At 68.2% G+C, this 15,204-nt stretch carries 10 protein-coding genes, 1 tRNA gene and 1 pseudogene; 3 read left to right on the top strand and 9 right to left on the bottom strand.

Annotated elements, in window-relative coordinates:
* Positions 1-23: 23 nt before the first annotated feature.
* The 6 genes from CHC02_RS08500 to CHC02_RS08525 all read right to left on the bottom strand — a co-directional run bounded on the left by CHC02_RS08500 (position 24) and on the right by CHC02_RS08525 (position 6,210).
* On the bottom strand, positions 24-1,262 hold the full coding sequence (locus CHC02_RS08500) for a heme biosynthesis HemY N-terminal domain-containing protein (protein WP_089391048.1): 1,239 nt from the start codon (positions 1,260-1,262) through the stop codon (positions 24-26).
* Positions 1,259-2,374, bottom strand: coding sequence for a uroporphyrinogen-III C-methyltransferase (locus CHC02_RS08505; protein WP_089391049.1), 1,116 nt, complete (start codon positions 2,372-2,374; stop codon positions 1,259-1,261). Before CHC02_RS08505 ends, CHC02_RS08500 begins: the two co-directional genes overlap by 4 nt.
* 22 nt (positions 2,375-2,396) lie before the next feature.
* A complete protein-coding gene (locus CHC02_RS08510) occupies positions 2,397-3,161 on the bottom strand; it encodes a uroporphyrinogen-III synthase (RefSeq protein WP_089391050.1) in 765 nt (254 codons plus the stop codon).
* Entirely contained in the window at positions 3,158-4,099 is a 942-nt protein-coding gene (gene hemC / locus CHC02_RS08515; protein ID WP_089391051.1) for a hydroxymethylbilane synthase, read from the bottom strand. The genes CHC02_RS08510 and hemC overlap by 4 nt, the downstream gene beginning before the upstream one ends.
* A 289-nt stretch (positions 4,100-4,388) precedes the next feature.
* A complete protein-coding gene (algR, locus tag CHC02_RS08520; protein WP_089391052.1) occupies positions 4,389-5,135 on the bottom strand; it encodes an alginate biosynthesis regulator AlgR in 747 nt (248 codons plus the stop codon).
* A gap of 4 nt (positions 5,136-5,139) precedes the next feature.
* Entirely contained in the window at positions 5,140-6,210 is a 1,071-nt protein-coding gene (locus tag CHC02_RS08525; protein ID WP_089391053.1) for a sensor histidine kinase, read from the bottom strand.
* Between the two features lie 232 nt (positions 6,211-6,442).
* On the opposite strand from CHC02_RS08525, the gene argH reads away from it, so the two are divergent.
* Entirely contained in the window at positions 6,443-7,837 is a 1,395-nt protein-coding gene (gene argH / locus CHC02_RS08530; RefSeq protein WP_089391054.1) for an argininosuccinate lyase, read from the top strand.
* A gap of 610 nt (positions 7,838-8,447) precedes the next feature.
* Here argH and CHC02_RS08535 read toward each other — a convergent pair.
* From CHC02_RS08535 to gabD, 3 genes are all read right to left on the bottom strand, one after another.
* On the bottom strand, positions 8,448-9,677 hold the full coding sequence (locus tag CHC02_RS08535; protein ID WP_089391055.1) for an HDOD domain-containing protein: 1,230 nt from the start codon (positions 9,675-9,677) through the stop codon (positions 8,448-8,450).
* Between the two features lie 224 nt (positions 9,678-9,901).
* Positions 9,902-11,182, bottom strand: a complete 1,281-nt coding sequence (gabT, locus tag CHC02_RS08540; protein WP_089391056.1) for a 4-aminobutyrate--2-oxoglutarate transaminase — start codon at positions 11,180-11,182, stop codon at positions 9,902-9,904.
* A 196-nt stretch (positions 11,183-11,378) separates the two neighbouring features.
* Complete coding sequence (gene gabD, locus CHC02_RS08545; RefSeq protein WP_089391057.1) at positions 11,379-12,830, bottom strand: NADP-dependent succinate-semialdehyde dehydrogenase; 1,452 nt, start codon at positions 12,828-12,830, stop codon at positions 11,379-11,381.
* A 610-nt stretch (positions 12,831-13,440) separates the two neighbouring features.
* Between gabD and CHC02_RS08550 the strand changes: the two genes are divergently transcribed.
* Together CHC02_RS08550 and CHC02_RS08555 are read left to right on the top strand one after the other, a co-directional pair.
* Positions 13,441-13,517 (top strand) — tRNA-Arg (locus CHC02_RS08550).
* A 169-nt stretch (positions 13,518-13,686) separates the two neighbouring features.
* Positions 13,687-15,193, top strand: a pseudogene (locus CHC02_RS08555) (Fic family protein).
* Positions 15,194-15,204 lie beyond the last annotated feature (11 nt).

Consider the following 15,204-nt stretch of genomic DNA (forward strand, 5'->3'; position numbering starts at 1 on the left):
CGCCGCGTTTCATCCGAACCTTCCTACACCTTCGCAGGCAACTGGACGGCACTGCCCACGGGCGCGCCGAACAGGCCCAGGCCTTCCTGGAACAGCCTGTTGCTGCGTTCGGTCTCCCCCAGGTGCGCCAGCAGCCGCGCCAGCTCGGCGCAGGTCTCGGCGCTGTGCTGGCGGGCCAGGCTGGCCTCCAGGTAGTCGCGGGCCTTGCCCCAGAGCTTGTCGGCCAGGCACAGGCGGCCCAGGGACAGGAGCAGGACGGGGTCGTCGGGGTATTTCTTCAGCCAGGCCTCGGCGTTCTGCAACTGGCGCGCCGGGTCGCTGCCGCGGGCCTTGCCGTAGAGCAGCATCAGGCGCTCGTCGTAGCCTTCCTTGAGGGCCTGGCGCAGGACCTTCTCCGCCTCCTCGGGCGCGCCCAGGCGCAGCAACTGCTGGGCATAGGCGGCGACCAGCAGTGGCTGGGCGCGCAGGTTGGCCGGCAGGTTCTGCCAGGTCTGGGTGAGCGGCTGCAGGGCCGTCTCGCCCTGCCCCAGGCCCTGCTCGCCGGCGGCTTCCAGGGCGGCGATCCAGGCGCGGCGCTCCAGATCGCTGAGCTGGGCGTTCTCCAGCACCCGCTCCTTGCGCAGTTCCGGCAGCAGGGCCAGCAGCGGGCGCCAGTCCTGCAGGCTGACGTAGAGCTGCTGGAGCAGGCGCAGCACCGTGGGGTGGCGCGGGTGTTCCTCGTGCAGCTTCACCAGCACCGCGCGGGCCGGCTCGAAGGCGCCGCGGTTGATCAGCAGTTGCGCGCGCGTCAGGCCCACGGCCAGGGCCGTGCCGGGCTGGCGTTCGAGGGCGCGGTCGAGTACCTGGTCGCACTCCTCGAAGCGCCCCAGTTCGTTGGCCGCGCGGGCCGCGCCCAGGTAGCTGGGCAGGCTGCGCTCGCTCAGTTCGGCGGCGCGCCGCAGGTGGCGCAGGGCCGGGGCCCAGTGGCCCTCGGCGAGGTCGCGCTGGCCGTGCTCCTCGGCCATCTCGGCGCGGCGCCGGCGGTTGAAGCGCGACCAGGGGTTGACCACCCGCCCGGACACGCCGAGCAGGCGCAGCACCAGGCGTACCGCCAGGTACAGCAGCCACACCAGCGCCAGCAGGGCGAGGAAGGTCCATAGGCTGGATTCGTAGCGGAAGCTCTTGTAGGCGATCAGCACGTAGCCCGACTGCTCGGCGATGGCCAGGCCGACCAGGGTGGCGGCCACCACCAGGGCCAGGACCAGCAGGTAGACGCGGCTCATTGGCTGCCCTCCGCCTGGGGCGCGGCGGGCGCCTGCTGCTGGTCGGCGGCGGCCTGGTCGCGGCGCACCACGTAGGCCTGCAGGGCGCTCAGCGCCGGGTTCAGGTCCGGCGCCTGGACGGCCACCGGCTGCTGCGCCAGTTCGTCGATGCGCAGGCCCAGGGCGCGGCTGTCGGCGAGGTCGGCGTTGAAGAAGTCGCCAAGGATCTGCCGCGCCTGCTTCAGCGCCTGCTCGTAGACTTCCTGGCGCCCGTTGAGCGCGGCCCACTGCGCCTGCTCCAGGGCCAGGCTGAGGGCCAGGCGCACCCGCGTCAGCTGTTGCCCGGAAAGCAGCGGGCGCACGTCCTGGCCGGCGTTGAAGTCGATGCGCACGTAGCGCGAGATGCGCTCCCACCACTGGTCCAGAGTGCTGCTGCCATCGCCCCAGGCGGTGGTCGAGACCTTGCCCGGGCCTTCCTTGAAGCTCGGCTCCAGCGGTTGCAGCTGGGCGGCCTGTTCGCGCAGCGCGCCGAGCTGCAGGAACAGCCCGGTGCGGTCCGGCTGCGGCAGGCTGCGCAGTGCCTCCAGGCTCTTGGCCAGTTGTGCGCGGGCAGCGAAGGCGCCCGGGTCGTTCTGCGCGCGGAGGATGTCGTCGGCGCCCTGCACCAGCTGGGTGGCGCTGTCGATGTCCTGCAGCGCGGAGAGGCGCAGCGAGGCGAGGCGCATCAGGTGCTCGGCCTCGGCCAGGCGCCACTGCTGGCGGCTCTGCCCGAGGACCTGCTTGAACTGCTGGGCCAGCTGCTGCTGGTCGCCCTGCAGCTCGACCACCAGGCGCCGGCGGGCTTCCAGCTCGTCCGCGCTGGGCAGCGCGTCCAGGCGCTTGTCCAGCGCGCCGTTGTGGTTCAGCAGGCTCTGGGCCTGGCTGCGGGCCTCTTCCAGCTGCTGCGCGCGGGCCTGGTCGCGGGCCTGCAGCTGCTGCGTCTGCCACAGCCCCCAGCCACCGACGCCGAGGCCGGCGACGCCGACCAGCAGGGCGAGCAGGGCCAGGCCGTTGCCAGACCGGGCCGGAGCGGGCGGGGTCGGCTCGACGGGGGTATCTTGCGGGGTGTCTTGGGGAGTGACGGCTTCGCTCACAGGTCCATCCTTCGCTCGGAAATTATTCTTCGTCGGCGCCCCTGAGCGCCTCCAGCAAGGCCGCGGCATTCGCCCCGCGGCAATCGATCACGCGTCGCGCACCGGCGTCGCGGGCCAGTTCGGCAACCCGCGGGCTGGGCACGAACAAGGGTAGCCCGGCCAGTTGCGGCCAGTCCTCCCCGGCCACGCGCAGCAGGTGCTCCAGGCCCTGGCCACTGCTCACCACCAGGCCGTTCAGCGTTTCGTCACGCACCCGCCGCGCCAGTTCGCCCGCCGGGTAGGCCGGCAGGACGCGGCGGTAGAGTTCCAGATAATCCACGGCCACACCTTGGCCGCGCAGGCGCTCGGCGAGGAATTCTCGGCCACCTTCGCCGCGCAGTATCAGCACCCGCGGCCCCGGCACCTCCAGGGCCCGCGCCAGGGCCGGCAGCGCCAGCAGCGCCTCGCTGTCGTCGCCGTGCTCCGGGTAGTGCACGCGCAGGCCGTAGTCATCGAGGATAGCCGCGGTGGCCGCGCCGACCGCGAACCAGTCCTGGCGCGCCGGCGGCTGCGGCCAGAAGCGGTCGATGCGCTCCACGCCCAGGCGCGCGGCGGGCTTGCTGACCACCACCACGGCGCAGTAGCGGTCCAGGTCGAGCAGCAGGCTGCGCTGCTCGGGGGTTTCTTCCAGGGGCTCGATGGCCAGCAACGGCAGGCTGGCGCTGGCCACGCCGTGCTCGGCCAGGCTGGCGGCCAGGGCCACGCACTCTTCCTGCGGCCGCGTCAGCAGCAGGCGCCAGTGGCTCACTGCGGGCCGGCCTCGCCATAGACAGCGGCGAGGATGTCGGCCGCGCCTTGCCCCAGCAGGTCTTCGGCGACCTTCACGCCCAGCGCCTCGGCCTCGGCCAGCGGCGCGCGGGCTTCGGCGCGCAGCAGCTGCGCGCCGTCGGGCTGGCCGACCAGGCCGCGCAGCCACAGCTGCTCGCCCTCGCGCACGGCGTAGCAGGCGATGGGCACCTGGCAGCCGCCATTGAGGCGCTTGTTCAACGCGCGCTCGGCGGTCACCCGCAGCGCGGTGTCGGCGTGATGCAGCGGCGCCAGCAGCGCGTGGATCTCGGTATCGGCGCTGCGGCATTCGATGCCCACGGCACCCTGGCCACCGGCCGGCAGGCTGTCCTCCACGCCGATGGCGGAGCGGATGCGCGCCTCGAAGCCGAGGCGGATCAGCCCGGCGGCGGCGAGGATGATGGCGTCGTACTCGCCGGCGTCGAGCTTGGCCAGACGGGTGTTGACGTTGCCGCGCAGGAAGCGGATCTGCAGGTCCGGGCGGCTGGCCAGCAGCTGCGCCTGGCGGCGCAGGCTGGAGGTGCCGACCACGCTGCCGGCGGGCAGCTCGGCGAGGCTGGCGTAGGTGTTGGAGACGAAGGCGTCGCGCGGATCCTCGCGCTCGCAGATGCAGTACAGGCCCAGGCCCTCGGGGAAGTCCATGGGCACGTCCTTCATGGAGTGCACGGCGATGTCGGCCGCGCCCTCCAGCAGGGCGGTCTCCAGTTCCTTCACGAACAGGCCCTTGCCGCCGATCTTCGCCAGCGGGGCATCGAGCAGCTTGTCGCCGCGGCTGGTCATCGGCAGCAGGCTCACGCGCAGGCCGGGGTGGGCCTGCTCAAGGCGGCTCTTGACGTACTCGGCCTGCCACAGGGCCAATGCGCTCTGACGGGTGGCGATTCGGATTTCGCGGGACGACATGGGCAATTCCGGGACAAGGGACTGCGGGGGATGATAACAGGCTTCGGCCCCCAGGCTTTCCCCCCTGCGACGCCAAGGCAGGCTTTCAGCCCACCCCGCTCGGGCCATCCCCGGGATCAGGGTTCACTGGCAAGCCCGCGCCTACATCACCGCTGTAGGAGCGAGCTTGCTCGCGAACAAACGGCGCCATGCGGTTCGCGAGCAAGCTCGCTCCTACGAAAAGCAACTCGGCGCAGCCTGCAAACCAGCTGCGCCTATGCCTGCAGCCTGCCGCCTGAAGCCTGCAGCCTCACAAGTTATGCATCAACCGCCGCACCCCGGCGACATGCCGCCGGCTCACGGTCAGGGCGTCGCCGTCCAGGCCCTTGAGGTAAAGCTGAAAATGCCCCAGCGGGGTGCGCTGCAGGCGCTCGATGCGCTCGCGCGAGACCAGGGCGTTGCGGTGGATGCGCACGAAGCGCTCGCCGAACTCGTCCTCCAGGGCCTTCAGCGGTTCGTCCAGCAGCACTTCGCCGCCGGCGTGGCGCAGGGTCACGTACTTGTGGTCGGCGATGAAGAAGATCACGTCCTCCAGGGGGATCAGCTCGATGCCCTTGCGCGTCCGCGCGCTGATGTGGCTGCGCGGGCCGGGGCCGCCGGCGGCCGGCGGCCTGGTCAACGCCGCCAGCTGGACGCGGTTGGGCCTGGAGGCCTTCTTCAGGGCCTCGGCCAGGTCCTCGGCGCGCACCGGCTTGACCAGGTAGCCGACCGCGCTGACCTGGAAGGCCTCCAGGGCGAATTCATCGTGGGCGGTGCAGAAGATCACCGCCGGGGGGGCTTCGCGCTCGCACAGCTTGGCGGCGACCTGGAGCCCGTCCAGGCCGGGCATGCGGATATCCAGCAGGACGATATCCGGCTTCAGGCTGTCGATCAGCGCCAGCGCTTCTTCGCCGTTGCTGGCGGAGGGTTCGAGGACGCGGTAGCCGTCCAGTTGCCCCACCAGTCGGGCCAGGCGCTCGCGCGCCAGGGGTTCGTCATCGACGATCAGGACATTCATAAGCTCAGGCTTCCTGCATGAGACGCGCACATGGATAGCGTAGACAGGTGTAGTGCCGTCCGTCACGGCGTTCGACGCTGAGACTCGCTTTTGGCCCGAAAAGTGCCGCAATTCTCGCTGCGATATTCTGCAGCGCCTGCTTGGTCCCCTTCGTGGGCAGCGTCTGCGTCGACTCGTCGTAAGGGTTGCTCACGCACAACTGGAACACACCGTCACGATAGTCCGCCTCAACCTTCACCAGGCCGCCTTCGATGCGCGGCTGGATACCGTAGATCAATGAATTCTCCAACAGTGGCTGCAGGGTCAACTGCGGGATGGGCACGCCGTCGGGCACGCCGCTCACCTGCCAGTCCAGTTGCAGCCGGTCGCCCAGGCGATACTGCTCTATGGAAAGATAGCGCCTGGCCAACTCCAGTTCCTCCCCCCAGGAAATTAAAGTCCCCGGCTTGGCCAGGCTGGCGCGGAACAGGTCCGACAGGTTCAGCACCGCCTGCTCGGCCTTGCCCGGGTCCAGCTCGATCAGGCTGGCGATGCTATTCAGGCTGTTGAACAGGAAGTGCGGGCGGATGCGCGCCTGCAACGACTCGATGCGCGCGCGCAGCTCGGCCTGTTCCTGCCTGCGCCATTGGCTCTGCAAGTAAAAGTAGCGTAGCAACAAGGCCGACATGATGAGGGCGATCAAGGCATGGCGCAGGTACAGGTTGACCTCGCCCTTGATCGACAACGGCCCGCCCAGGGCGTAGTAGTCGGCCACCGCGGTGCAGCCGAGGGTGAGCAGCACCACCAGCAGGCAGCTGGCCAGCCCCGCACCCCACGCCGGCCAGCGCGCCAACAGCGGCCGCAGGCGGCACAGCAGGCCGGCCGAGAGCAGCACTATCCACTGCACGAACAGCGAGGCCAGGGCCAGGCGCACCCAGTTGAAGCTGGGCGTCATCGGCTCGGCCAGCACCAGCACCAGCACCAGCAGCTCGGCCAGCAGGACCAGGCTGAACAGCGCCTCGCTCTGGCACAGTTCGGGGATGAAGAAATCGTCGTGGGTTGCCGGCTGGGCGCCGGTCTTGGCTTGGTTTGGCATCGCCGAAGTTTCCGCAAGCCTCCGCGCCTCGGCAAGCGGATCGCAGCCCGCCGGGCGAATTCGAGCACCGAAATGTCGACTGCGCCGCGCCCGGCTGGGGCGGCCACCCTGGCTCCCCCCGCCACACCCGTCGAAGCGCACGCCGTTTTTGACCTTCAGCCTGCTATTATCGTCGGACTTTGCCCTTCCTGCAGGCGCCGCACGCGCCTCCCTGTTTCCGCGAGAGAGATCCATGAGCGTAGAGAAGACCAACCAGTCCTGGGGCGGCCGCTTCAGCGAACCCGTCGACGCCTTCGTCGCCCGCTTCACCGCCTCCGTCGACTTCGACAAGCGACTCTACCGCCACGACATCATGGGCTCCATCGCCCACGCCACCATGCTGGCCCGGGCCGGCGTGCTGACCGACGCCGAGCGTGACGCCATCATCGACGGCCTGAAGCAGATCCAGGTCGAGATCGAGGCCGGCAGCTTCGACTGGCGCGTCGACCTGGAAGACGTGCACATGAACATCGAGGCGCGCCTGACCGACCGCATCGGCGTCACCGGCAAGAAGCTGCACACCGGCCGCAGCCGCAACGACCAGGTGGCCACCGACATCCGCCTGTGGCTGCGCGACGAGATCGACACCATCCTCGCCGAGATCACCCGCCTGCAGCAGGGCCTGCTGGGCCTGGCCGAAGCCGAGGCGGACACCATCATGCCCGGCTTCACCCACCTGCAGACCGCCCAGCCGGTGACCTTCGGCCACCACCTGCTGGCCTGGTTCGAGATGCTCAGCCGCGACTACGAGCGCCTGGTGGACTGCCGCAAGCGCACCAACCGCATGCCCCTGGGCAGCGCCGCGCTGGCCGGCACCACCTACCCGATCCAGCGGGAAATCACCTGCGAACTGCTGGGATTCGAAGCGATCTCCGGCAACTCGCTGGATGGCGTGTCCGACCGTGACTTCGCCATCGAATTCTGCGCCGCCGCCTCCCTGGCGATGATGCACCTGTCGCGCTTCTCCGAGGAGCTGGTGCTCTGGACCAGCGCGCAGTTCCAGTTCATCGACCTGCCCGACCGCTTCTGCACCGGCTCCTCGATCATGCCGCAGAAGAAGAACCCCGACGTGCCGGAACTGGTGCGCGGCAAGTCCGGCCGGGTGTTCGGCCACCTCACCGGCCTGCTGACGCTGATGAAGGGCCAGCCGCTGGCGTACAACAAGGACAACCAGGAAGACAAGGAACCGCTGTTCGACGCCGCCGACACCCTGCGCGACAGCCTGCGCGCCTTCGCCGACATGGTCCCGGCCATCAAGCCCAAGCGCGAGATCATGCGCGAGGCGGCCCGCCGCGGCTTCTCCACCGCCACGGACCTGGCCGACTACCTGGTGCGCAAGGGCCTGCCCTTCCGCGACTGCCACGAGATCGTCGGCCACGCGGTGAAATACGGCGTGGACAGCGGCAAGGACCTGGCCGAAATGAGCCTGGACGAGCTGCGCCGGTTCAGCGACCAGATCGACGACGACGTGTTTGCCGTGCTGACCCTGGAAGGCTCGGTGAACGCCCGCGACCACATCGGCGGCACCGCCCCGGCCCAGGTCCGCGCCGCCGTGGCGCGTGGCAGGGAGCTGCTGGCCAAGCGCTGAGGCGTTAGCGCGTCAGCCACAAAGGAACGCCGCTTCCCGCGAGGGGAAGCGGCGTTTTTTATTGTCCGCGCGCGGTCCATGCCTTGCTGTGAACGGTAGGCGGGCCCTGCCCGCGATTTCGCGCGCAGGGCGCGCTCCTACAAGGAAATGGTGCGGGTGGGGCAGCGTAGGAGCGGATTTCATCCGCGAATAGCGCCGGAACCTCCGGCTATCGCGGAAAAGTTCCGCTCCTACGAGTAGGAACGCCATGCCTCGGGGCAGCCTGTAGGAGCGGGCCCTGCCCGCGATTTCGCGCGCAGGGCGCGCTCCTACAAGGAAATGGCGTGGGTGGGGCAGCGTAGGAGCGGATCTCATCCGCGAATCGCGCCGAAACCTCCGGCTATCGCGGAAAAGTTCCGCTCCTACGAGTAGGAACGCCATGCCTCGGGGCAGCCTGTAGGAGCGGGCCCTGCCCGCGATTTCGCGCGCAGGGCGCGCTCCTACAAGGAAATGGCGTGGGTGGGGCAGCGTAGGAGCGGATCTCATCCGCGAATCGCGCCGAAACCTCCGGCTATCGCGGAAAAGTTCCGCTCCTACGAAGAGCACCTCGTGCAGCCGGAAACGGCTGATCCTACGAAGCGCTTGGCTCCTCGGCCCCACAGAACTTCTGCAGCAACTGCAGCTCCATCGGCCCCAGCCCGAGCATCCGCAGCGCCTTCTCCTCCTTCAGCAGCCCGGACTGGGACGCCGGCAGGCGTGCCGCCCTGGCCGCCAGGTTGAGCACCAGCGCCTTGCGCGAGAACACCCCGCTGCCCATGCCGTAGCAGGCGGCGACCAGCCCGCGCAGCTCCAGCGGCAGGCGCCAGCGTGCACGCAGCGTGGAGCCGAAGCTGGCGCCGAAGGCCTTGAGGCTGTCGTCGATCTCCTGGTCCTCCAGCGCCCCGCCGCGCCGGCACCATTCCTCCAGGGTGCGCAGCACCGCGAGGTCGCCCAGGCAATGCAGCAGGCCGGCGGTGTAGCAGCGCGGCGCGTCGACGTCGAGGCTCTCGGCCAGAGCCTGGGCAGCATCGGCGGTGCGCTGGGAAAGCGCCCAGAATGCCGCGGCGCGCTCCTTCAGGCGCGGCTCGGCGAGTTGCGCGGCGTGCTCCAGGCTGAGCCCCAGCACCAGGTTGCAGGCCTGGGCCAGGCCGAGGCGGGCCAGCGCCTGGGCGAGGGTCAGGCAGGGCATGCCGACGTGCCGCGCGGCGCTGTTGGCCGCGGCGATCAGGCAGGCGGTGATCTGCGGGTCGCGGCCGAATTCTTCCTCCATCTGCTCCAGGCTGGCCCCTTCGCAGCTCAGGCAGCGGCTCGCCGCCTCGCCCACCGCAGCCAGCAGAGGCGCGCCCTCGGCGGCGTCGCGCGCCTCGGCGAGGAACTCGGCCAGGCTGCCGGTAAGCCCCCGGGGCACGGCGCAACTGACTTCCTGCCCCGGCTCCAGCAGCAGGCTGCGCAGGCGCTGGCGCAGGTCCTCGGCATTGAACGGCTTGACCAAGTAGGCGCTGGGCGCCAGCGGCAGCACCGCGCGCACGCTGGCCGCATCGGCCTTGGCGCTGATCAGGATGAAGTCCGGCGCACCCGCCCCACGGCGGCTGCGGCGCAGGTGGCGGAGCAGGTCGATGCCATCGGTGCCGGCCAGTTCCTGCTCGGCCAGCACCAGGCCGAAGGCGCGCAGCCGGCAGGCCTGGACGGCCTGGTCGCCGTCCTCGCAGTATTCGACGGCCGCGTCGCAACGCACGCTCAGTACCAGTTGGCCGAGCAGTTCGCGGTTCCAGGGGTCGGCGGCGGCGACCAGAACGGCCGGCGCTGCGCTGAGTGCTGTCATGGAGATCCTCTCGCAGATGCGCGCGCACCTTAACCGAGTCGCAAGGCGCCTGCCAGAGGGCGGGCCGGACGGCATCGCGCGCAGGACAGGATAGCTGACGCCGCGGCGCTCTCCGATACGACCAAGGGGGTAGATGCGGCACGGCGACGCAGCCGCGGCGCAGGCCCGGATAAAAGAAAGGGCCCGCTTGCGCGGGCCCTCTCCGGTACTGCCGAACGAGCCTGTCAGGCCAGTTCGTCGAAGCACTCGGCCAGGATGGCCAGGCCTTTCTGCAGCTGGGCGTCCGGGATGGTTACCGGCATCAGGAAGCGGATCACGTTGTAGTAGGTGCCGCAGGAGAGCAGGATCAGGCCCTTCTCGCGAGCACGCACGACGATCTTGCTGACCAGCTCGGCAGCCGGCTTGTTCACGTCACCGCCTTCGAACAGCTCGATGGCGACCATCGAACCCAGGCCACGGACGTCGCCGATCACCTTGTGCTTGGCCTGGATGTCGCGCAGGCCGGCCTTCAGGGTTTCGCCAACGGCTTGCGAACGCTCCAGCAGCTTCTCTTCGTCGAACACCTTCAGCACGGCCAGGGCCGCTGCGCAGGCGATCGGGCTGCCGGCGTAGGTGCCGCCCAGGCCACCGGGGGCGATGGCGTCCATGATCTCGGCCTTGCCGACAACGCCGGAGATCGGGAAGCCGCCGCCGACGGACTTGGCGAAGGTGGTCAGGTCCGGGACGATGCCCAGCTGCTCGGTGGCGAAGAAGGTGCCGGTGCGGCCGGCGCCGGTCTGCACTTCGTCGGCGATCAGCAGGATGCCGTGCTCGTCGCACAGGGCGCGCAGGCGCTGCATGAACGGCTTGGAGTTGACGTAGAAGCCACCCTCGCCCTGTACCGGCTCGATGATGATGGCGGCGATGTCACGCGGCTGCGCGTCGTTCTTGAAGATGCGCTCGATGCTGGCGATCGACTCGTCTTCGCTGATGCCGTGCAGTTCGCACGGCGCCAGGGCGCGGAAGATGCCGCCCGGCATCAGGCCCATGCCGGCGGAGTACGGAACCACCTTGCCGGTCAGGCCCAGGGTCATCATGGTGCGGCCGTGGTAGGCGCCGGTGAAGGCGATCACGCCGGCACGGCCGGTGGCGGCGCGGGCGATCTTCACGGCGTTCTCGACCGCTTCGGAGCCGGAGGTGACCAGCAGGGTCTTCTTCGGGAAGTTGCCCGGCACGCGCTTGGCGATCTCTTCGGCCAGCTCGATGTAGGGCTCGTAGGCCAGCACCTGGAAGCAGGTGTGGGACAGCTTGGTCAGTTGCTCCTGAACGGCGGCGACCACTTTCGGGTGCAGGTGGCCGGTGTTCAGTACTGCGATGCCGCCGGCGAAGTCGATGTATTCGCGACCCTCGACGTCCCACACGGTGGCGTTCTCGGCGCGCTCGGCGACGACCGGGTGGATCTGGCCCACGCCGCGCGGAACGGCGGCCTGACGGCGTTGCAGCAGGGATTCGTTGGTTTTGCTCATAGCTTCCTCAGTGGCCGCTCATCGGGCGGCCGGGTCAAAGGATGAAGACGGGGAGAAGCCACTCGCGACAGCATACGATGATCGACTGTCGCGGCACTTGCGGCCCGCCGGGTGGGTTGTCCGGTGCCACCACCGGAAAACGCCGACGCGTGGGTGGCTGCCGGCTCTTGCCTGCCACCCGCGCGTCCACGGGAAATCAGATGCCGCCCAGGCAGAGGTACTTGACCTCGAGGTAGTCCTCGATGCCGTACTTCGAACCCTCGCGCCCCAGGCCCGAGGCCTTGATGCCGCCGAAGGGGGCGACCTCGTTGGAGATCAGGCCGGTGTTGATGCCCACCATACCGTATTCCAGGGCCTCGGCCACGCGGAACACGCGGCCCAGGTCACGGGCGTAGAAGTAGGAGGCCAGGCCGAACTCGGTGTCGTTGGACATGGCGATGACGTCGGCCTCGTCCTTGAAGCGGAACACCGGCGCTAGCGGGCCGAAGGTCTCGTCCTTGGACACCAGGGCGTTCTTCGGCACGTCGACCAGGATGGTCGGCTCGAAGAAGGTGCCGCCCAGGGCATGCGGCTTGCCGCCGGCGACGACCTTGGCGCCCTTGCCCACGGCATCGGCGATGTGTTCTTCGACCTTGGCCACGGCCTTGGAATCGATCAGCGGGCCGGTGGTCACGCCGCTTTCCAGGCCGTTGCCGATGTTCAGCTTGGCCACGGCGGCCTTGAGCTTCTCGACGAAGGCGTCGTACACGCCGTCCTGCACGTACAGGCGGTTGGCGCACACGCAGGTCTGGCCGTTGTTGCGGTACTTGGAGATCAGCGCGCCTTCGACGGCGGCGTCCAGGTCGGCATCGTCGAAGACGATGAAGGGCGCGTTGCCGCCCAGCTCCAGGGAGACCTTCTTGATGTCCTTGGCGCATTCGGCCATCAGTTGGCGGCCGATCTCGGTCGAACCGGTGAAGGTCAGCTTGCGCACGATCGGGTTGCTGGTCAGCTCGCCGCCAACTTCGCCGGCGCTGCCGGTGACCACACTGAACACGCCTTTCGGAATGCCGGCGCGCTCGGCCAGCTCGGCCAGGGCCAGGGCGGAGTACGGTGTCTGCGAAGCGGGCTTCAGCACCATGGTGCAGCCGGCGGCCAGGGCCGGGCCGGCCTTGCGGGTGATCATCGCCGAGGGGAAGTTCCACGGGGTGATGGCCGCGGTGACGCCGATCGGCTGCTTGATCACGATGATGCGCTTGTCCGGCTGGTGGCCGGGAATGGTGTCGCCATAGATGCGCTTGGCTTCCTCGCCGAACCACTCGAGGAAGGAGGCGGCGTAGGCGATCTCGCCCTTGGCTTCGGCCAGCGGCTTGCCCTGCTCGATGGTCATCAGGCGGGCCAGGTCGTCCTGGTTCTGGATCATCAGCTCGAACCAGCGGCGCAGCTTGTTGGCGCGCTCCTTGGCGGTCAGCGCACGCCAGGCCGGCAGGGCCTTCTCGGCAGCCTCGATGGCGCGGCGGGTTTCGGCGGCGCCCATCTTCGGCACGGTGCCGATGATCTCGTTGGTGGCCGGGTTGTTGACCTTGATGGTCTGACCGCTGTCGGCGTCCACCCAGGAACCGTCGATATAGGCCTGTTGGCGGAACAGCTTGGCATCATTGAGTTGCATGACCAGTCTCCTTCGAGGAAAGCCATAAGCAGCGGGTCTACCTCGACTACACCCGCCTGCTCTTGTTGTCCGGGAAGCATTGGAGGGGCGCTCGCCCCACCCGTTCCATCGTCCCGCCGCGCCGCCCGCCTGGCGGACGGCACCGGCGCTAGCGCACGGTCACCGATCGTCGCGCACGGGCGCGCGAAAACGGACCACGGCGGTAGCCGTAGCCGGTCGGGTCAACCGGGAGGTCCATGGACGGGATACGCTGCGGAAACGCCACCACTGCAGGAGTCGGCTGCTGCACGGCATCGCGTGCATTCGCCAGGCAGTACGGAAGTCGGTCATCCCACTGGCACGAGGCCGGGTACTGTGACGCCAATTCCCCTGTCTCCTGTTGTTGTGGTGGGCGTTTGAAATGTCAAACGCATCCTAGGGCCCCATCCCCCAAAGGGCAAGGGGTCGTTCGAAAAAACCAACGAAAGTACATGCCACCCGGCGCCTCCAGGCCAGCCCCGGCCGACGGGCGGCAGGCCATTCGCGAAATCGCCGGCGCACCTGCCAAGCGATGGACGCCGCCCGATCAGATGCGTATGATTGCCGCCTGCCGCGCCAGGCGCGGCCATACGCATCCGTAGCTCAGCTGGATAGAGTACTGCCCTCCGAAGGCAGGGGTCGTGGGTTCGAATCCCGCCGGATGCGCCATATACGAAGGCCCAGGTGAATACCTGGGCCTTTTCGTTTTGGGCTGTGCTGAAATGGTCGGGCCTGCCTGGAAGCCTCCCCCCTGGCATTCGTAAAATTTTGTCTATCCAGGCACCTGCATTTCAAATAATGTTCATGCAGTTAAAAAATCTCTAGCCAGGAGCACAGAATGGAGAGCCAGTTCGTCGGCTATGCCTTTCTGGTCGAAGCCCTGAAGCTGAAAGTCTTCCCGATTCAGCGTCCCGCGGCGATCAGGCCTGTCACACGGATCGAACCGTTGGGCCGCGAACTCGCAGTTCCCCAACGCCTCGCTCCGCCGCCAGGCGATTGCTGTGCCCACGTACTGTTCGCCCTGAAGCACGAGGGAATCAACCTGGGCGTACTGGCCCAGGCCTTAAGCCGCCACCATGCTGGCCGAGCTTCGCAAGGCTCCCAGCGGCGCCTATATCCGCAAGGCCTGCTACCTCTGGGAGGCCTTCAGCGGAACCCGGCTACCCCATGATGCGAGTCCGAAAGGTGCAACAACCCCGTTGTTCGACCCAGCCCGCTACGTCACCGGCCCTGCGCAGCGCAATGCCCGCTGGCGGGTGGACTTCAATGGCCTCGGTACACTCCATTACTGCGCAACGGTCGAGCGCACACCCGAGATCAAGGCGCTGCTGGAACTGGACATTCTCGGCAAGTCGCGGGAGTTCATCGGATCGCTGCCGGCAGGCATGATGGACAGGGTCCTGAGCTGGGCCTACCTGTACGAAACCCAGGACTCGTTCGCCATCGAGCGCGAAGCCCCCAACGCGGACAAGGCCGAGCGCTTCGTCCAGCTCCTGCGGCAAGCCCATGAGCGTCAACCGCTGACCGAGGACTACCTGGTCGCTCTGCAGAACAGCACGATCAGCAATCCCTTCAACCGGGCGGCCGCCTTTCGCCACGAACAGAACCACCTGAGCAACGGTCTGCGTGGCGCTGCAGGCGTGACCTATGTTCCCCCACCTCCCGAGCTCTGCCGAGACCTGATGGGCGAACTGATGCAGTTCGCCAACGAAGCCCCCATGCGAATCGATCCACTGGTCGCTGCCGGCATCATCTCGTTCGGCTTCGTCTTCCTGCACCCCTTCATGGATGGCAACGGACGCCTGTCCCGCTTCCTGATCCATCAGGCGCTATGCCGAAGCGGCGCCATGAGCCACGGCCTGCTGCTACCCGTCTCGGTGGCGATGAAGCGCGAGGAACAGCGCTATCTCGAAGCACTGCAAAGCTTCTCGCGCCCCGCCCGCGAATTCTGGCGGGTACTGTGGCTCGATGCGGATGACCTGAGCTTCGAGTTCACCGGAAATGAGGGGATTTACCGCTACTGGGACGCGACACCGTGCGTAGCTTTCACCCTGGAGATGGCCAGGCAGGCGCTGGAAGTCGAACTCCATGAAGAAACCGAATGCCTCCAGGCCTACGACCTGGTATTCAAGGCCGTCGACGCACACTACGACGTCCGTGGCAGCGACCTGGCGCAACTGGTGATGATGTGCCTGAGCAACAACGGCATCGTCTCGCGCAATCGCCGCAAGCAGTTCCAGTACAGCGTCCCGGAAGAGGTGTTTGATTTCATCGAGGAGCAGGCTCGAGAGGTTCTGGCTGAGCAGGCAGCTAAGAAGATACCTTCTGAAAGCGCCCCCACTTGAACCCAGGCTAA

Source organism: Pseudomonas delhiensis, assembly GCF_900187975.1.
GTDB classification, from domain to species: domain Bacteria; phylum Pseudomonadota; class Gammaproteobacteria; order Pseudomonadales; family Pseudomonadaceae; genus Pseudomonas; species Pseudomonas delhiensis.